The following is an 18,475-nucleotide window of genomic DNA, read 5'->3' on the forward strand; positions in this document are numbered from 1 at the left end:
TTTCTCAAACATAACGACGAAATGCCTTCGAGGTTCTACGCAGAGGAAAACGTTAGAATAGCCGCGCCGCTTCCGCCGCCATAAACGCCTGAAACCGCTCCTGCAACTCCCGATACTCCTGGATCAGCTGCTGGCCTGCGGGCGTTACTTCGGCACCGCCGCCGCGCTTGCCGCCGGTCTGGGTGTGCACTACAGGCGCTGCTGCCTGCGCATTAAGGGAGCTAACCAAGTTCCAGGCCCGCTTGTACGACATGCCCATCTGCTGCGCGGCCTTCGAGATGGAGCCCTGCTCCTGAATCTGCGTCAGCAATTCCAGCCGCCCAATGCCCATGAACCGGTCGTCGTCCGTTTCCACCCACAGGCGGCCGTTGAGGCGAAAGTTCAGGTCGGGGTGGAGCAGGTTTTTCATGGGTGCAATCTTACAAAAACCTTTGTACTGACGCTGTGCTGCCAGTTTCCGGGAATGCCGGCGGGCCGCCACTCGTCGGCAATGGCCACTATTCCACAGCCTCAGGCCCAAGCGAAAAAACGCAACTCGTCCGCAACCTAACCCCTGCTTTCTTCGGATACCACTCTTAGTATCAGCCAGGTTGGCTGTTTTACGCATGTACCACTTCTTTCCCTGCATCCCCATGGAACCCAATCAAGCTGCAACCCCAGGCACCACGATGGGCGGTACCACTCCTGGTCAGTCCCAAAACTCTTCTCAGCCCGATACCGGTACCAAACAAACAACTCAATCCAGCTCATCAGCCGGCTCCTCGTCTCAAAAGCAACAGCCAGCCGATAGCAAAAACCAGACGGAATCTGCCGGCCTGCAACAGCTCCTGGACCAGCTTCCGCAGGGTGTGCGCGACTTCTGCACCAGTTCCTGGAGCCAGATCGGCAAGATGAGCACCACACAGAAAGTAGCGGGAGCCGCCGCGCTGGCTGGCTTGGGCTACCTAGCCCTGCGCTCCGGAAAATCCGCCAGCCCCAAAGTATACGACAAACCCTACCGGGGCTCCGGCAAAGGCTACCAAAGCACTTCGCCAGCTGATTCCCGTGCCGGCTACTCAGGTGGCCTCGACCGGCAAAACGAGTCGCGGGCCGGCGGCAGCTACCAGGCCGGCAGCCACCAGAATTCGGCAGGCTCATCCTCTGCATCCAGCTCCGGCTCCGCCAACAAGTCCTCTATGGCAAACCGCAACTCCGGCAGCGCCTATGATGAGGCAGGCTCTGGCTTCGGTGGTGATATTTAGAGCCGGATCTGAGCTTTATTGAACGCAAAACGGCGCCTCCAACCCTGGGCTGGAGGCGCCGTTTTGCGTTGGCCGGGCACCGGATCAATGCGCCGGAAAGCGGGGGTTAGAACGGCGGCGGGCCGTCGTCGAAGTTGCTGCGGGGGAAGGGCTGCGCCGGCGGCGGGCCGTCGTTGTTGATGCGCGAGCCCAGCCGGATTGTGTTGGGCGCAAAGGCCGAGGGGTCGTCGTCGAAGGTGCTGGTGGGAAAAGCACCGGGGTTGAAGCCAGCATCGCCGAAGCCGCCCGCGCCGTCGAGGTCGGCAAACTTGGTGAACTTGCCGATAAACTTCAGCTGCACCGTTTCCAGGGAGCCATTCCGGTGCTTGGCAATAATTACCTCACCCGTTCCCTGAGTCGGGTTGCCCATTTCATCTTCCGTAATCTTGTAGTACTCCGGACGATACAGGAAGATTACCATGTCGGCATCCTGCTCGATGGAGCCCGATTCGCGAAGGTCACTGAGTTGGGGCTTTTTGTCGCCGCCCCGGGTTTCCACGGAGCGCGACAGCTGCGACAGGGCCAGCACCGGCACGTTCAGTTCCTTGGCAATGCCCTTGAGCGCCCGCGAAATTGAGGCAATTTCCTGCTCCCGGTTGCCGCCACCGCCTTTGCCGTCGGTGTTGCCCGTCATCAGCTGCAGATAGTCAATGATGATCATCTGGATGTCGTGGTGGGCTTTGAGGCGGCGGCACTTGGTGCGCAGCTCCCGGATGCTGAGGCCCGGCGTGTCATCAATGTAGATGGGCGCCGACGACAAACTGGAAATCTTATGGTTGAGCTGCGCCCACTCGTAGTCGGCGAGGTTGCCTTTCTTGATTTTCTCGGAGTCCAGCTCGGCTTCCGCTGAAATCAGGCGATTCACGAGCTGCAGCGACGACATTTCCAGCGAGAAAATAGCCACCGGCTTCTTGAACTCCACCGCCGCGTTGCGCATGGCGGATACCACGAAAGCAGTGTTGTGCGTCACCGTCATATCCTGCAGCAGAAACAGCCGATTGCCATCAATAGCGAAGCCGTAATAATCATCCACCTGGTCGAATTCCACCGCAATACCGGTCATGCGCCAGTCTATGGGGCTTTTCCACGGCTGCGCTTTCTTGCGAGCCACCCGCACAGGCACCCGGTTGATGTCGCCGTAGATACGCACCCGGTACACCTCGCTTTCGTAGCCGCTGCGGCTAATAGTCGCGCGCTTCTTTTTCAGGGAAGTGCGGAAGCCCAGCGAGTCGGCCAGAAACTTAATCTGGCGGGCCAGGCGGTGGTTTTTCTGGGTGATTTCGTACCCGTTGGACACCGGGTCCAGGTGGCCGTCGGAGTCGATGAGGCCGGCCAGCAGGCGCAGGCGGTTTTCGGTACTGTTACTCAGGTACTGCTGCGGAATATGCTTATCGCCGAGTACGCCCAGTTGGCGCAACTCGTCCTGCAGCGAGTACTGGGCGATGCTGCCACCCTGCCGGCCGCGCGTGATGCCGTAGCTGTTGCAGCGGTCTGCCACTACGCCTACGGTCACCTGCATGTCCAGTTCGGCAGCGTACTGGTGCAGATACTCGATAATTTCCGGGTCCTGGCCCGTGATGCGGCAGTTGTCAGATGCACCGTCGCCGAGCCACACGCCCAGGAAATACGGATCAACCGGCACTTCCCGCGCGGCAAACTCCACCGGCACTTTGTAGCCCTTGTAGTTGGAGCGGAACTTGTCAGACTTGCCGAGCCAGTCCTTTACGGTGATGTTGAGCACGTCGCCGTGGCGGTGCGGGCCCTCGGTGCGGCTGCGCTTCAGCGAGAGGATGTGGCTTTCGTTGACGCGGTAGGCCTCGGCTTTGTTCTGGCGCACCCAGTACATGTTTTCGCGGCCCCGGGCAATGTTCAACACGCGGCGCGGCATAGAGTCGTCGCCCATGAGCAGTTCACCCTCGCGCACATCCTCCACCTTGCGCAGGGTGCCGTCGTACATCAGCACTTTCGTGCCTTTGCCCAGACACTTACCCATGCCCGGCCGAGCCGCAATAATCACAAGGTCAGATGGTTGCCAGCCTGAGGTTACCCGATCCAGGGCCGAGAAGCCGGAGGGCACGCCGGTCAGGCCGTCCTTCTGGTCTTTCTTTTCTTCCAGCTCCTTGATGGCCTTGCCCATCAGGCTGCGCATGTCGTCGAAGTTCTTGCGGATGTTCGACTCCGACACTTCAAACAGCGCCTGCTCCGTGCTGTCGAGCAGGTTGAACACGTCGGTGGTATCCTCGAAAGCGTCGCGCTGAATGGTGCTGGCAATGTTGATCAGCTCCCGCTTGATGGCGTTTTCGGTGATGATGCGGGAGTGGTACTCGATGTTGGCGGCCGAATTGACCTTGAACGTGAGGTTGGCTACATAGTGTGCGCCGCCGGCGGCCTCCAGCTCGCCCATCTCGCGCAGCTCGTGCGTGACGGTCAGAATATCAATCGGCTCCGACTTGTCGAACAGGTTCAGGATGGCCTTGAAGATGCGCTGGTGCCCGTCTTTGTAGAAGCTCTGGGGCTTCAGTATATCAATAACGGTGGTCAGGGCGTCCTTTTCGAGCATGAGGGCGCCCAGAACGGCGGCCTCCAACTCTAGCGCCTGCGGAGGAAGTTTGCCGGCGGGGCCACCCATTGGAAGAGCCGGCGTAGGGCGGCTGTTCCAGGCGGCTTTGGCTCGCGAGGCCGATAGTTTCAGGCGGTCATCCATCCGGTCGTTCATCAGCAGGTAGGCACTACAAGGTAAGCAGGTTCGGGCGGTTTGCGGTCGGTATCAGCCGGGTTTCTTCCGCCTGCCGCCCCGGGTTTTTGCAAAGGGGGTACAAAGCTAACGGCTGAGGTCTACAATCCGGGAGCCGGACGAAAGGTTTCTTTTTTGCCGGCCGCGCGGCCAGCCCGAAGGGTAACAGACTGGCAGGGAGCCACTGGCCGGCTGTTTTATTTCGCGCCGCCAACTTCTGCCCGCCCGCACCGGCCAGCCCCGGCCACCTCTCACCCAATCAGCTTACCTTTGCCAACCCCTTATCTACTATCCTGAATGGCTGCCACGCCCTCCTCTCTCCAACACCTGCACCTGATTGCCGTCGGGGGCAGCATTATGCACAACCTGGCCCTGGCCCTGCACAAGCGCGGCGCCCAGGTGACGGGCTCCGACGACGAAATCTTTGAGCCGGCCAAAAGCCGCCTGGCCGCCGCCGGCCTGCTGCCCGCCGAAGAAGGCTGGTTTCCGGAAAAGATAACCGCCGACCTCGACGCCGTGATTGTGGGCATGCACGCCCGCCCCGACAACCCCGAGCTGCTGCGCGCCCAGGAGCTGGGTCTGCGGGTGTATTCGTTTCCGGAGTTTATTTATGAAGCGTCCCGCGACAAGCAGCGGGTGGTGATTGGCGGCTCGCACGGCAAAACCAGCATCACGTCGCTGATTCTCCACGTGCTGCGCTACCACGGCCGCAAGTTCGACTACGCGGTGGGTGCCCAGCTGGAAGGCTTCGATCTGATGGTGCAGCTGACCGAGGACGCGCCCATCATCATTATTGAGGGCGACGAGTACCTTTCCTCTCCCGTCGACCGGCGGCCGAAATTCCACCTCTACCAGCACCACATCGGGGTGATTTCCGGCATCAGCTGGGACCACATCAACGTGTTTCCGACCGAGGAAATCTACCGGGAGCAGTTCAAGATCTTCGCCGACATAACGCCCAAGGCCGGCACGCTCATCTACGACCGGGACGACGAGCAGGTGCAGCTGGTGACGGTACCGAGCAACCCCGACGTGCAGTACATCGGCTACGGCCCGCACGAACACGTGATTCGCAACGGCAAGACCTTCCTGCTCAACAAGAAAGATGAGGAAGTACCGGTGCAGGTATTCGGGGAGCACAATCTGCGCAACATCTCAGCCGCCAAGGAAGTCTGCAAGCAGCTGGGCATCAAGGGCAAGGATTTCTACGAGGCCCTCGGCACCTTCAAGGGAGCCGCCCGCCGCCTGGAGCTGGTGAAAGAAGGCTCCGATTCGGTGGTGTATAAGGATTTCGCGCACGCGCCCAGCAAGCTGAAAGCCACCGCCACGGCCTTCAAGAAGCAGTACCCGCAGCGGCGGCTGGTGGCCTGCCTGGAGCTGCACACGTTCAGCTCGCTCAATCCGGCCTTCCTGCCGCAGTACGCCCACACCTTCGATGCGCCCGACACGGCCGTGGTGTATTTCAACCCGCACGTACTGGAGCACAAGCGCCTGCCGGCGCTGCCGCCGGAGGCGGTGCAGGCCGCCTTTCAGCGCCCCGATCTGCGCGTGTTCACCGACAGCCGGGAGCTGGCAGCTTTCCTGCACGCGCAGAACTGGCAGAACGCCAACCTGCTGATGATGTCGTCGGGAACGTTTGACGGGCTGGACCTGAACCAGCTGGCGGCTGAAGTAACCAAGTAACTCCCGGGCCTGCCGTGGCATAACACTGCCGCGGCTTCTATGCTATGAAACACACGATTTTACTTCTGCACGGCGCACTGGCGTCGGAGGCGCAGCTGAAGTGGCTGAAACGGGAGCTGCCGCCTTTTTATGCCGTGCACTCCTTCTCGTTTAGCGGGCACGGCGGCCGGCCGTTGGTAGCGGCCGAGCAGACGATGAAGCACTTCGCGCAGGAAGTGCAGCAGTTTATCCGGAGCCGGCAGCTGCCGCCGGTGCACGTATTCGGCTACAGCATGGGCGGCTACGCAGCGCTGGCGGCGGCCGTGTCCGCGCCGGAGCTGTTCGGCAGCATCACCACGCTGGGCACCAAGTTCGACTGGTCGCCGGCCACGGCGGCGCTGGAAACCCGGTTCCTGGATGCGGAGAAGATGCGCGAGAAAGTGCCGCAGTTTGTGGAGCACCTGGAGCAGCTGCATGCGCCTACCCCGCTGCCCGAGCTGCTGGCCGCTACCGCCAGCCTCATGCGCGGCCTCGGCGACGTGCCGCTGCTCACCCCGCAGAACCTGGCCACGCTGGAAGTGCCGGTGCAGGTGCTGGTGGGCGAGCTGGACAAAACGGCCGGCGTAGATGCTTCCCGCCACTTCGCCGATTTCATGCCCCGCGCTACCTTCGAAATCATCATGAACACCCCGCACCCGTTGGAAAAAGTCAACCCCGACTTGCTGGTGACGCGCATTGCTCGGTTTGTGGAGCAGGTGCAGGAAAACAGGGTATAACTCCTAGCGCGCTACGATTTGGCACGCAAAAGGCCCGCCGATTGGCGGGCCTTTTTTATTATGTTATGGTGGACTACTTCTCCTCCGGCTTGCGGGGCGGCACAGCTGGGCGCGGGCGGCGCCGGTCTGTAGTGACGAGCAGGGCCAGGGCCGTGAGCGAGAGACGCAGAATCCAGGTGCGGCTGAGCATGGCTAGCGGGGTGTAAACAGGGTGTTGTTGTCTTCTACGCGCAGGTCGCAGCTGCTGCCGCCGGTATTTTCCTCGCAGGAAGTCCCCACGATGTCGTTGTCTTCGAAATTGAAGAAGCAGAACGTGCAGCCTACCCCCGTGATGATGTAGCGTGAGGCGCTGGAGCTCAGGTACAATTCGCTGCCCGACACGGTGAGCGGCAGCGCCATACCGCGGAACATGCCGTTGCGCAGCCCCAGCCCTACCACGTAGAACATGGCCTTGTCCTTGGCCTTGCCCTGCACCTTGCGCACCATCGTTTTGTCGATGGTGGTGCCGTCGCCGAACTGCCGGTTGAAGGCCAGGGCCAGCTGTTCGCGGGGCAGCACGTACTTAATCAGCCCTCTGTCGCCGACGGAAGCAATGAGTTTGCTGGCGGGCTCCCGCTTGCGCCGGGCAGCCTCATCCAGCTCACCGTTGGGCGAGTTCATCTCCGGAAAGCCCTTTTTAGTGGTTTCGCAGGCGGGCAGGGTGGCCGTAAGCAGCAGGGCGGCCAGCAGCAGGCGCTGAAAAGGCCGAATGGATAGCATCATGCGGGAAATATAGGAACAAGGCGCCGGTTAGCGGGCCGTATAGTATTTGCGGGCTTCCGGCAGCTCCCGCTGAATATCGGCGATGCGCGTGCCGCTGGAAGGGTGAGTGGAGAGGAACTCCGGCGGCGCGGCCTGCCCCTCGCGCGCGTCCATGCGCTGCCAGAAAGCAATGGCGTTGTCGGGGTTGTAGCCGGCCATAGCCATGAAAATCAGCCCCAGGTGGTCGGCTTCCGACTCCTGGCTGCGGCCGTATTTGAGCAGCCCCAGCTGTGAACCTGCGCCTACTACCTGCAGAAACACGCTTTGCGTGGCCGTGGGGTTTTGTCCGGCCGAGGCCGAAAGCACGCCGCCCAGGCCCTGTGCCGCCATCTGCTGGCTCATGCGCTCCGAGCTGTGCTTGGCTACGGCGTGCGCAATTTCGTGGCCCATTACCACGGCCAGGCCTTCTTCGTCCTGCGTGATGGGCAGAATGCCGCTGTACACGGCCACTTTGCCGCCGGGCATACACCAGGCGTTTTCCTGCTTGTCGTCAATCAGGTTGAACTCCCAGGCATAGCCTTCGAGCTGCGCCTGCGCGTTTTGCTGGCGGAAGTAGGTTTCCACGGCCTGCTGAATGCGCTGGCCCACGCGCTTCACCATTGCCGCCTGCGCGCCGCTGCTCACCACCCGGCTGGAAGCCAGCACTTTCTGGTATTCGGTGGCGGCCATCGTGTTCATTTCCGCGTCGGAGACGAGGCTGAGCTGGCGGCGGCCCGTAATCGGAACCGTGGAGCAGGCGGCGGCCACGAACAGGCAGCTGGCCAGAGCAAATTTTCTGATCATCGGGAACGGGAGTTTGGGGAAAATGGAAGCTGCCGCGCCGGAAAGGCGTCGGGGCAGAAGGCTCTTCTATACGTCGGAGGGCAGGCAAAATGTTTGCTCAACCCTGCGTGCTGCGCTGCGTACCCGTTTTTTTCCGCCGTTGCAGGTTGGCCGGCGCGAATTACGCCTATTTTTGAGTGCGCGGCGGGCTGACTTCCCAACTAAGGCTCCCAACCGTTCAGCCTGCCCGCCGCCCCAGACTCCACGCCCCTCACGCCGCTCCATGAAAATCCTGTGCATTGGCCGCAACTACGCCGAACATATTGCTGAACTCCAGAACGAAACGCCCGACGCGCCCGTCATTTTTGCCAAGCCCGACACGGCCCTGCTGCAGCGCAACCAGCCGTTCTTCATCCCCGATTTCTCGCAGGACATTCACCACGAAATAGAGCTGGTGCTGCGCATCTGCCGCAACGGCAAAAACATCGAGGAGAAGTTTGCGCCTACTTATTTCGACGCCATCGGGCTGGGCATCGACTTCACGGCCCGCGACCTGCAAAGCAAGCTCAAAAGTAAGGGCCTGCCCTGGGAGCTGGCCAAAGGCTTCGACGGCTCAGCCCCGTTGTCGCAGGATTTCCTGCCCGTTGCGGACTTCCCGGACCTGAAAAACATCAACTTTCGGCTGGAAGTGAACGGCGAGGTGCGCCAGCAGGGCAACTCCGGCCTGATGCTGCACGACTTCAGCAACATCATCAGCTACATTTCGCGGTTCATCACCCTTAAAATGGGCGACCTTATCTTCACGGGTACGCCCAGCGGCGTGGGCCCGGTGAAGCTCGGCGACCAGCTGACCGGCTACATCGAAGACCTGCAACTGCTGAATCTGGCCGTTAAATAGCCTTTTCGGCGGCCTCCAGCCGTCTTTTTTGCGGCTTGATGTACGCTGCCCGGAGTTTGGTCGTTGCTGTTGCCACTGGCACGCGGGCCTGGCCGCGCCATTACTGCAGGGCGTTTGCCGGCGCTGCCACCTTTTTTCCGGCCGGTGCACCCACCCAGCCGGACTTTCCTTGACTTCATTCTGAATGCCCGATATTTTTTCTCTGCAGCCCCGCCGGCTTCTGAGCCTGGCGCTGCTGCCAATGCTTATCACTCTGGGGGCGCTGCCGGCTTCGTGCGGCGGCCAGGAGCCCGACACCGTTGCGCAAAAACCCGCTGCTACTCTGCCGGCGGCAGGTGCGCGGCCCGAAGTTCCCAACGGCTACTTCCTGTTTCCCATCAAGCCGGGCCAGCAGAACTACCTGGCCGGCAGCATGGGCGAGCTGCGCCCCAACCACTTCCACGGCGGCCTCGACATCAAGACCGACGGCCGCGTGGATTTGCCGGTGCACGCCGCCGCCGACGGCTACATTTCCCGCCTCAAGCAAAGCTCGTTTGGCTACGGCAACGTGCTCTATATCACGCACCCGAATGGCATGACCACGGTGTACGGCCACCTCAACCACTTTAAGGGGGCCGCCGCTGAGGAGCTGCTGCGCCAGCAATACGCCAAGCAGACCTACGAACTGGAGCTGTTCTTTGACAAGGACAAATTTCCGGTAAAGCGCGGCGAGGTGGTGGCGCTTTCGGGCAACACGGGCGGCTCGGCGGGCCCGCACCTGCACTGGGAAGTGCGCGACGCCCAGGACAACCAGCTGAACCCTCTGCAGTTCGGGGGCTTCCCCGAAATCCAGGACCACGTGCCGCCGCAGCTGCAGGCGTTTGCCGTGGAGGCGCTGGGCATTGAGGCCCGTGTGCAGGGTCGTTTCGGCAAATCGGTGTTTGTGCCCACGGCTCCGGCCCTGCCGGGTGGCGGCGGGCATGTGTGGGCCGATACCATTCCGGCTTTCGGGCAGGTGGGGCTGCTGGTGCAGGCCTTCGACCGGTTTGATGGGGTCTGGAACAAAAACGGGCTGCAGCGGGTGGAAGTGCGCGTCAACGGCCAGCCGCTCTATAAGCACGTAGTGGATGATATTCCGTTTCCGGAAGGCTCCCGCCAGATCAACCGGCACGTAGACTACGAGTGGCGCCACACGCAGGGCCGGCAGTTCGAGAAGCTGTTCGTGGACGACGGCAACGACCTTAGCATGTACAGCACCGGCCCGGGCAAAGGCCGACTGCGGGTGGAGGCCGGCAAAACCTACGCCGTGGAAATCATTCTGGCTGACTCTTACGGCAACCAGACGCCGCTGCGCTTTGTGCTGCGCGGGCAGGACCCCAGCTATTACAAAACCCGCTCGGCGCAGGTGAAAAAGCCGGCTCTGCGCTACGACATCAGCCGCAACCTGCTGGTAGCCGTAGCCACCGACCCCGACACGGCCGCTACAGGTGGGCCGCTTACGCTCTTCAAAGGCAACCGCCGCCTCACCCTGAAGCCCAGCTACACGGTGCAGAGCGAAAACACCTACCTCTACGACCTGCGCGCCGGCCTGCCCGACTCGCTGCAGTTTGGCGGCGTCACGAAGCGCTTCGACCGGCAGGCCATCATTCCATCGGGCCAGGATTTCGCCTTCAGCACCCACAACCTGCAGCTCAGCTTCTCGCCCAAAACGCTGTTCGACACGCTGTACGTGCAGACCAGCTACAAAGCCGGCACCTGGACCGTGCACCTGCCCCGCACCCCGCTCTATGAGACTCTGCGCGTCAGCCTGCGCCCCGATGCGCCCGTGGCGGACCCGCGCCGCACGGCCATCTACGGCGTAACGGCTAAGGGCGGCAAGGCTTACGTGGGAGGCAAGTGGGACGCCGCCGGCACTACCATTTCGGCCAACATCAAAACGTTCGGGCAGTTCCGCATCCTCACCGACACCATTCCGCCTTCGGGGCGGCTGCTCAGCAAAGGCCCGGGTGGCGTGGTGTTCAAAGTCGGCGACGACCTTTCGGGGCTGGCTTCCTACAAGCTGGAAGTGAACGGACAGTTTCATCTGCTGCGCTTCGAGCACAAGAACGCCACGCTGTTTTCAGAGCGCACCGACAAGCTAGGGCCACCGTTGCGCGGCCCCGCCACGCTGCGCCTCACCGACCAGGCCGGCAACGAGAAAGTCATCAACGTGACACTCTAAGCCTGGCCGGCGCGCCAGATCAAAACAAACCGTCATTCCGAGCGGAGCCGAAGAATCTCGCGTGCTGATGTTGCCATGGTAGTTACCACACTAGCGAGATTCCTCGGCTCCGCTCGGAATGGAGTTCCAACAAAAAAGGCCTGCTTCCTGAAGAAGCGGGCCTTTTCTCTTACCCTTAATCAACCGTTTGCAGCCGCACATATTCCTGCGCGGCCTTGTCTTCGGAGTTGACGTAGGGCTGAATGATGATGCGGGTGCCGCGCTGGTAGGTGAAGAAGCGGTACACCCAGTTGGCCATCACAATCAGCTTGTTGCGGAAGCCCACCAGGTAGTAGATGTGCACAAACAGCCATGCCACCCAGGCTATAAATCCGCTCAGGCTCTTCTTGCCGGGCAAATCGGCGACGGCGCGGGCACGGCCCACAATGGCCAACGAGCCTTTATCGAAGTAGCTGAAAGGCTTCCATTCGTCGCCGCGCAGCTTGCGCACCAGGTTTTTGGCCAGGTGGACGCCCTGCTGAATGGCGGGCTGCGCCACTTGCGGATGGCCTTTTGGCCATTTCTCACTCTTCATCACGGCCACGTCGCCGATGGCAAAGACGTCGGTGAAGCCCTGCACCTGGTTGAACGTGTTGACCAAGTAGCGGCCCCGCTCTACGGTTTCGGCGGGCAGGCCTTCGATGGTGGCGCCGGCAACTCCGGCAGCCCACACCAGCGTCTGGCTCCTGATTTCCTCGCCGTCCTTGAATTTCACGGTCTGCCCGTCGTAGGACTCCACGAACTTGTTGAGCTTGATGATAACGCCCAGCTTCTCCAGGTAGCCGTGCGTGTGCCGGCTCGATTCCGGCGACATGGGCGGCAGCACGCGGTCCAGCCCATCCACGAGGTAGATGTTCATTTCCCGGAAATCCATGCCCGGATAGTCGCGCGGCAGTACGTGCTGGCGCATTTCGGCCAGCGAACCGGCCAGTTCCACGCCCGTCGGACCGGCCCCGGCAATAACGATGTTGAGCAGGCTGCGGCGCGCCTCGGGGTTTTTGGTCAGGTTGGCCTGCTCGAAGCTTTGCAGCAGCTGGCTGCGCAGGTTGATGGCGTCGCTGAGGTGCTTGAGGCCGAAGGCGTTCTGCTTGATCTGCTCGTTGCCGAAGTAGTTGGACTTGGTGCCGGTGGCAATAACGAGGTAATCGTAGGGCACGTCGCCGATGACGGTGCTGACCGTTTTGGCGGCCGGATTGATGCTGTTGACCCGCGTGAAGCGGAAGTGGAAGTCCTTATGGTCGTCGAAGAGCTTGCGGATGGGCTCGGCAATGGACTCGGGCTCCAGGCCAGCCGTGGCCACCTGGTAGAGCAACGGCCAGAAGCCGTGGTAGTTCTGCTTGCTGAGCATCACCACCTGAAACTGTTCGTCGGGCAGGTTCTTGGTCAGATTGACCGCGCCAAAGCCCCCACCGATGATAACGACGCGCGGCTTGGTCGTATCCGGGATATTGAGCGTGAGTTGTTCGAGCTGCAGCATGAGGCGGAGAGAAATAGTATCTACCGCCTCTATACGGACGAATCCGGCAAACCGGCCAAGTCTGAAACGGGGTTGCCGTTTCACTGTTTAGCTTGTTCCGGCGCTGCTGCGTAGAAGGAAATTCGTCTACCTCTACTCCTATGCCTAACCTGCTCAAACGCCGCCGGCCGGCCCTGCTCACGTTGCTGGGGGCCGCCGTGGCTACCGGTGCTGCCGCCTACGCCTACAGCCGCCGGCAGCACGCCCCGCTGGAAACCGTGCCCCACGTAGACCTGCACAAATACATGGGCCTCTGGTATGAGGTGGCCCGGCTGCCCATCCGCTACGAAAAGGGCTGCCAGCACGTCACGGCCCAGTACAAGCTACGGCCCGATGGCAAGGTGAGCGTGCGCAATACCTGCCACAAGGATGGCCTCAACGGGCCGGCGGAGGTGGCCAACGGCACCGCCCGCGTGGTAGACACCGCCACCAACGCCAAGCTGAAAGTGAGCTTCTTCTGGCCCTTCGAAGGCGACTACTGGGTGCTGGACCTCGACCATTCCGACTACCGATATGCCCTGGTGGGCACGCCCAGCCGCGAAAACCTGTGGCTGCTGAGCCGCACGCCCCACATGGAGCGCAACCTGCGCGACATGCTCGTGGGCAAGGCCCGCGACCTGGGCTTCGCGGTAGATAAGCTGATTTATACGCCGCAGCCCATCGGCGGCAAGCCGTAGGCGCTGCGCGCAGGATGTTGGCGGGGCGTTGCGCCGTGCGCACTTCCGGGCTACATTTGCCACAAACCCCTGATTATGCCCATTCCTCAAGTTGGCGAGCAGGCCCCGGCCTTCGAAGCCCCCGACCAGCACGGCACCACCCACCGCCTGCAGGACTACGCCGGCCGCAAAGTGGCCCTCTACTTCTACCCCAAAGACGACACCAGCGGCTGCACGGCCCAGGCCTGCGACCTACGCGACAATTACCAGAGCCTGCTCGGGGCCGGTATTCAGGTGCTGGGCGTGAGCATCGACAGCGAGAAGTCGCACAAGAAGTTCGCCGAGAAGTACGACCTGCCCTTCCCGCTGCTCGTGGACGAAGACAAGAAGCTGGTTGAGGCCTATGGCGTGTGGCAAGAGAAATCCATGTACGGCCGCAAATACATGGGCACCATGCGCTACACCTTCCTGATTGACGAAACCGGCAAAATTGAGAAGGTGATAACGAAAGTCGACACCAAGAACCACGCCGCCCAGCTGCTGTAGCAGGGCCAGAAAAAAGCCCCGCCAAAACGGCGGGGCTTTTTTCTGGCACGCCCCGCCCAAGTTTCTACCTTTGCTTTACTGTCACCTTTCCTTTCCGAACCTTATGTCGCAGGCCACGCCTCTCGCTCCTACCTCCGAAACGCATGCTCCGTCCGCTACCAAATCGGTAGCCGAGCTGAAACAGATTGCCGCGCAGGTGCGCCGCGACATCGTGCGCATGGTGCACGCCGTAAATTCGGGCCACCCCGGTGGCTCGCTGGGCTGCACCGATTTGCTGGTGGCGCTGTATTTCAAGGTGATGAAGCACACGCCCCAGCCGTTTGATATGGACGGCACCGGGCAGGATCTGTTTTTTCTGTCCAACGGCCACATTTCGCCGGTTTTCTACTCGGTGCTGGCCCGCTCGGGCTATTTCCCGGTGAGCGAGCTGGCCACGTTCCGCAAGCTGAACTCGCGCCTGCAGGGCCACCCCGCCACCCACGAGCACCTGCCCGGCGTGCGGGTAGCGTCCGGCTCGCTGGGCCAGGGCCTGAGCGTGGCCACCGGCGCCGCCCAGGCCAAAAAGCTGAACGGTGACGACCGCACGGTGTACGTGCTGATGGGCGACGGTGAGCTGCAGGAGGGCCAGATCTGGGAAGCCGCCCTGTACGCTCCGCACCACAAAGTCAACAACCTGATTGCCTTCGTGGACCGCAACGGCCAGCAGATTGACGGCCCTACAGAGAAAATCGGCGGCCTCGGCGACCTGCGTGCCAAGTTTGAAGCCTTCAACTGGCAGGTGCTGGAAACTGACGGCAACGACCTGGAGAAACTGCTGGCGACCATCGAGGAAGCGCAGGGCCTGCTCAGCAACGGCCGCCCCGTAATGGTGCTCATGGATACGCAGATGGGCTACGGCGTTGATTTCATGATGGGCTCGCACAAGTGGCACGGCGTGGCCCCGAACGACGAGCAGCTGGAAAAAGCCCTGCAGCAGCTCATCGTCGATACGGCTTCCGACTACTAGGCTTGTCAGGTGGCGTAAAACGGGCTGCTTGGCGCAGCTTCTTTGGTATGGCGAAGCGCATATCCTGGGCAAGGTGTTGGGTGTTGCTGGCTACGTTGTGGCTGGTGGCTCCGACGCATGCTCAGAACGTGCCGCCGGCCAAGCCCCGCGTCACGCGCATTCTGTTTCTGCTGGATGCCTCGGGCTCGATGCTGGCACCCTGGGAAGGCCGGCCGCGCATGGAAGTAGCGAAGAGCCTGCTGGCCAAGATGGTGGACTCGCTCAACGCCTACCCCAACCTGGAGCTGGGGCTGCGCGCTTACGGGCACATGCACGGCCGCGAGGAAAACAACTGCGAAGACTCGAAGCTGGAAGTGCCGTTTGCGCCTAAAAACGCCGGCGCTATCAAGGCCCGCCTCAAGTCCATCGAGCCGAAGGGCAACACGCCCATCACCTACTCGCTGCTGCAGTCGGCCGGCGACTTCCCGACCGACAAAACAGCCCGCAATGTTCTGATTCTGATAACCGACGGGCTGGAGTCGTGCAAGGGTGACCCGTGCGCTACCTCGGTGGCATTGCAGCGCAAGCACGTGTTTCTCAAGCCGTTTGTAATTGGCATCGGGGCGGAGCGGGAGTTTGGCAAGCAGCTCGAATGCCTGGGCCAGTACTACAACGCCGCCGACGTCAAGACCTTCAGCACCATTCTCAATGATGTGGTGGCCCAGACGCTGGCCAAAACCACCGTGGCCATCAACCTGACGGACGCGGGCGGCAAGCCGGTGGAGTCGAACGTGAACATGACGTTCCTCAACAACATCACCGGCCAGCCCGAATACAACTACGTGCACTACCGCGACGCCCAGGGCAAGCCCGACGCCCTCGACATCGACGCGCTGCAGAGCTACGACCTGGTGATAAATACGGTGCCGCCTGTGCGCCAGGACAACCTGCCCATCAAGCCTGGCAAAGCCAACGTGCTGACCTACAAAACGCCCCAGGGCACGCTCTGGCTGCAAAGCCCCAACATGATGGCCAACCCCTACGGCAAGGTGCAGGCCGTGGTGCGGGCCCGGGGCAGCGCGGCCACCGTAGTGGCGCTGCCCTTCGGGGCGCGGCAGAAGCTGCTGGCCGGCGACTACGAAGTGGAGGTCCTGACGCTGCCCCGCCAGACGCACCGCCTCACGGTGAAGCAGGGCCAGGAAGCCACCATCACGTATCAGGCGCCCGGCACGCTTAACATCATCTCCGACCTGAAAGGCTACGGCAGCATCTACACCCTCAACGACGACGAAACCCAGACGTGGGTGTGCAACCTGCCCGATGGCGGCAGCAGCAAAGTGAACATTCCCATGCAGCCCGGCGCCTACCGGCTCATTTTCCGCACCACCAACGCCACCGGCAGCAAGTTCACCGACGTGCGCAACTTCACCATCCGCTCGGGCCAGACCAGCTCGGTTAGCATTTTCGGGAAATGAGGCAGCACACCGAAACAGAGGTGGCACCAGTTGCCTGGGCGGCCCGGCAGCTGGCCGAAAGCGGCTACGCAACTTTGCCCGGCATCTTCTCTACGGAGGAAGTAGCGCAGCTGCTGCAGACCATCGAATCGGCAGAAACCAGCTCCGCCAACTTCCGACGCAGCCAGAACGTGTTTGCCATCCGCAACCTGCTGGGTGAAATTCCACAGTTGCGGGAGCAACTCCTGACGCCTGGGCTGCGGAAGGTGCTGGCCGCGCTGTTTCCGGGAGCTACTCCCCACCTGACCAAGGCCATTTACTTCGACAAGCCGGCCGGCTCCAACTGGCTGGTGGCCTGGCATCAGGATGTGATGATAGCCGTGAACAAGCGCCGGGAAATAGCTAAATACGGCCCCTGGAGCACCAAAGGTGGCGAAACCACGGTGCTGCCTCCGCGCGAAATCCTGGAAGGCATCATCACGCTGCGACTTCACCTTGATGATTGTGATGCTACTAATGGGGCGTTGCGCGTGGTGCCCGGCTCGCATCGGCACGGCGTAATCTCCAATGAGCAGCACCCCGATTTCACGCCTCATGCCCTGACGTGTGCGGTACCGGCCGGCGGCCTCATGCTGATGCAGCCGCTCACCCTGCATGCTTCCAACCGAAGCACCAGCCGGCAGCCGCGCCGCGTGATACATCTGGAATTCAGCGCTGCTGAGCTGCCCGCAGGTTTGGAATGGCGGGAGCGGTTAGACCTCCCGATGTACCAATCAAACTATCTGTCATCCTGAGCTTGCGAAGGATGACAGAATAAAAAGCACAACAACGATACACTTCCAACCCTTCATAGCATGAAAGACTTTCCCTACACCGAATCGAAGGACACGCGCAGCGGCTTTGGGGCCGGCCTGCAGGAACTGGGCCGCACCAATCCTAATGTAGTGGCTCTGTGCGCCGACCTGATTGGCTCGCTCAAAATGGACGCCTTCATCAAGGACAACCCCGAGCGGTTTTTCCAGGTAGGCATTGCCGAAGCCAACATGATGGGCCTGGCCGCCGGCCTTACCATTGGGGGCAAGATTCCCTTCACGGGCACCTTCGCCAACTTCAGCACCGGCCGCGTGTACGACCAGATCCGGCAGAGTATTGCGTATTCCAACAAGAACGTGAAGATCTGCGCTTCGCACGCCGGCCTTACGCTGGGCGAAGACGGTGCCACGCACCAGATTCTGGAAGATGTGGGCATGATGAAAATGCTGCCCCACATGACCGTCATCAACCCCTGCGACTACAACCAGACCAAGGCGGCTACCATTGCCATTGCCGACCACGAAGGCCCGGTGTACCTGCGCTTTGGCCGCCCGGTGGTGCCCAACTTCACCCCCGCCGACCAGGAGTTCAAGATTGGGGAAGGCATTGTGCTGAACGAAGGCGCCGACGTGAGCATCTTCGCCACCGGCCACCTGGTATGGAAAGCCATCCTGGCGGGCAAGCTGCTGGCCGAGAAAGGCATCAATGCCGAAATCATCAACATCCACACCATCAAGCCGCTGGATGCACGCCTGATTCTGGAGTCGGCGCGCAAGACGCGCTGCGTGGTGACGGCCGAAGAGCACCAGATGAACGGTGGCCTCGGCGACTCCATCGCGCAGCTGCTGGCCCGCGAAGAGCCCCTGCCCCTGGAAATGGTGGCCGTGAACGACTCGTTCGGCGAGTCCGGCACGCCTGACCAGCTGATGGAAAAATACGGCCTCAACGAGGCCGCTATTGTGGCCGCCGTGGAGAAAGTAATGGCGCGCCGCAAGTAACGGTCTGCTGCTCATAGAAACGCCCCGGCTGCTGGCAGCAGCCGGGGCGTTTCTATGTATTGGGCTAGTGTCTAGCTAAGAGTGTCTAACAAAACCGTTTAACGGCTCTCCAGGTGATGAGTGCGCAGGCGAGCATGGTAAAGGCCAAGTGGATGTCGTCGCGTCGTTCGTAGCGCACGCGCACGCGGCGGAAGCGGTTGAGCCAGGCAAAGGTGCGCTCCACCACCCAGCGGTGCCGCCCCAGCCGCTGGCTGGAGTCAATGCCGCGGCGGGCGATGCGGCACTTGATGCCGCGCCTGCGCAGGGCCACACGGCACTTACGGTAGTCGTAGCCCTTGTCGGCGTGGAGCTTGCC

17 protein-coding genes are annotated in these 18,475 nt (G+C 61.7%); 11 read left to right on the forward strand and 6 right to left on the reverse strand.

The features are described 5' to 3' along the window. Positions 1-52: 52 nt before the first annotated feature. Positions 53-409: a winged helix-turn-helix domain-containing protein gene (locus BUE15_RS19110; protein ID WP_073288535.1), complete on the reverse strand. Its 357-nt coding sequence runs from the start codon at positions 407-409 to the stop codon at positions 53-55. 223 nt (positions 410-632) lie between these two features. Between BUE15_RS19110 and BUE15_RS21790 the strand changes: the two genes are divergently transcribed. Beyond that, positions 633-1,241: a hypothetical protein gene (locus tag BUE15_RS21790; RefSeq protein WP_139252436.1), complete on the forward strand. Its 609-nt coding sequence runs from the start codon at positions 633-635 to the stop codon at positions 1,239-1,241. Positions 1,242-1,347: 106 nt separating this feature from the next. On the opposite strand, the gene dnaB is transcribed toward BUE15_RS21790, so the two are convergent. Beyond that, entirely contained in the window at positions 1,348-3,909 is a 2,562-nt protein-coding gene (gene dnaB, locus BUE15_RS19120) for a replicative DNA helicase (RefSeq protein ID WP_084549195.1), read from the reverse strand. A 402-nt stretch (positions 3,910-4,311) separates the two neighbouring features. Between dnaB and BUE15_RS19125 the strand changes: the two genes are divergently transcribed. Beyond that, on the forward strand, positions 4,312-5,697 hold the full coding sequence (locus BUE15_RS19125; protein WP_073288540.1) for a UDP-N-acetylmuramate--L-alanine ligase: 1,386 nt from the start codon (positions 4,312-4,314) through the stop codon (positions 5,695-5,697). A gap of 44 nt (positions 5,698-5,741) precedes the next feature. Next, positions 5,742-6,452: an alpha/beta fold hydrolase gene (locus BUE15_RS19130; protein WP_073288542.1), complete on the forward strand. Its 711-nt coding sequence runs from the start codon at positions 5,742-5,744 to the stop codon at positions 6,450-6,452. A gap of 192 nt (positions 6,453-6,644) precedes the next feature. Here BUE15_RS19130 and BUE15_RS19135 read toward each other — a convergent pair whose 3' ends face one another. Together BUE15_RS19135 and BUE15_RS19140 are read right to left on the reverse strand one after the other, a co-directional pair. After that, complete coding sequence (locus BUE15_RS19135) at positions 6,645-7,214, reverse strand: hypothetical protein (protein ID WP_073288544.1); 570 nt, start codon at positions 7,212-7,214, stop codon at positions 6,645-6,647. Positions 7,215-7,241: 27 nt separating this feature from the next. Continuing rightward, a complete protein-coding gene (locus BUE15_RS19140; protein WP_073288546.1) occupies positions 7,242-8,036 on the reverse strand; it encodes a M48 family metallopeptidase in 795 nt (264 codons plus the stop codon). Between the two features lie 262 nt (positions 8,037-8,298). Here BUE15_RS19140 and BUE15_RS19145 point away from each other — a divergent pair, with 262 nt between their 5' ends. After that, positions 8,299-8,913, forward strand: coding sequence for a fumarylacetoacetate hydrolase family protein (locus BUE15_RS19145; protein WP_073288548.1), 615 nt, complete (start codon positions 8,299-8,301; stop codon positions 8,911-8,913). A gap of 184 nt (positions 8,914-9,097) precedes the next feature. Beyond that, entirely contained in the window at positions 9,098-11,113 is a 2,016-nt protein-coding gene (locus tag BUE15_RS19150) for a M23 family metallopeptidase (RefSeq protein WP_084549190.1), read from the forward strand. Between the two features lie 175 nt (positions 11,114-11,288). Here BUE15_RS19150 and BUE15_RS19155 read toward each other — a convergent pair whose 3' ends face one another. Beyond that, positions 11,289-12,629, reverse strand: a complete 1,341-nt coding sequence (locus BUE15_RS19155) for an NAD(P)/FAD-dependent oxidoreductase (protein ID WP_073288550.1) — start codon at positions 12,627-12,629, stop codon at positions 11,289-11,291. 140 nt (positions 12,630-12,769) lie between these two features. On the opposite strand from BUE15_RS19155, the gene BUE15_RS19160 reads away from it, so the two are divergent. The 6 genes from BUE15_RS19160 to BUE15_RS19185 all read left to right on the forward strand — a co-directional run bounded on the left by BUE15_RS19160 (position 12,770) and on the right by BUE15_RS19185 (position 18,120). Further along, a complete protein-coding gene (locus tag BUE15_RS19160) occupies positions 12,770-13,345 on the forward strand; it encodes a lipocalin family protein (RefSeq protein WP_084549191.1) in 576 nt (191 codons plus the stop codon). Between the two features lie 75 nt (positions 13,346-13,420). After that, the gene (gene bcp / locus BUE15_RS19165) at positions 13,421-13,870 is read left to right on the forward strand and encodes a thioredoxin-dependent thiol peroxidase (protein WP_073288551.1); all 450 of its coding nucleotides are present in this window, start codon (positions 13,421-13,423) and stop codon (positions 13,868-13,870) included. A 103-nt stretch (positions 13,871-13,973) separates the two neighbouring features. After that, positions 13,974-14,876: a transketolase gene (locus BUE15_RS19170; protein WP_084549192.1), complete on the forward strand. Its 903-nt coding sequence runs from the start codon at positions 13,974-13,976 to the stop codon at positions 14,874-14,876. 47 nt (positions 14,877-14,923) lie between these two features. After that, entirely contained in the window at positions 14,924-16,330 is a 1,407-nt protein-coding gene (locus BUE15_RS19175; RefSeq protein ID WP_073288553.1) for a vWA domain-containing protein, read from the forward strand. Beyond that, the gene (locus BUE15_RS19180) at positions 16,327-17,103 is read left to right on the forward strand and encodes a phytanoyl-CoA dioxygenase family protein (RefSeq protein WP_073288555.1); all 777 of its coding nucleotides are present in this window, start codon (positions 16,327-16,329) and stop codon (positions 17,101-17,103) included. The genes BUE15_RS19175 and BUE15_RS19180 overlap by 4 nt, the downstream gene beginning before the upstream one ends. A gap of 60 nt (positions 17,104-17,163) precedes the next feature. Further along, positions 17,164-18,120, forward strand: coding sequence for a transketolase family protein (locus tag BUE15_RS19185; protein ID WP_073288557.1), 957 nt, complete (start codon positions 17,164-17,166; stop codon positions 18,118-18,120). A gap of 85 nt (positions 18,121-18,205) precedes the next feature. Here BUE15_RS19185 and BUE15_RS19190 read toward each other — a convergent pair. After that, the coding region (locus BUE15_RS19190; protein WP_073288559.1) for an IS5/IS1182 family transposase at positions 18,206-18,475 on the reverse strand (270 nt) is incomplete at its 5' end.

This window comes from Hymenobacter psychrotolerans DSM 18569 (assembly GCF_900142395.1).
GTDB classification, from domain to species: Bacteria; Bacteroidota; Bacteroidia; order Cytophagales; family Hymenobacteraceae; genus Hymenobacter; species Hymenobacter psychrotolerans.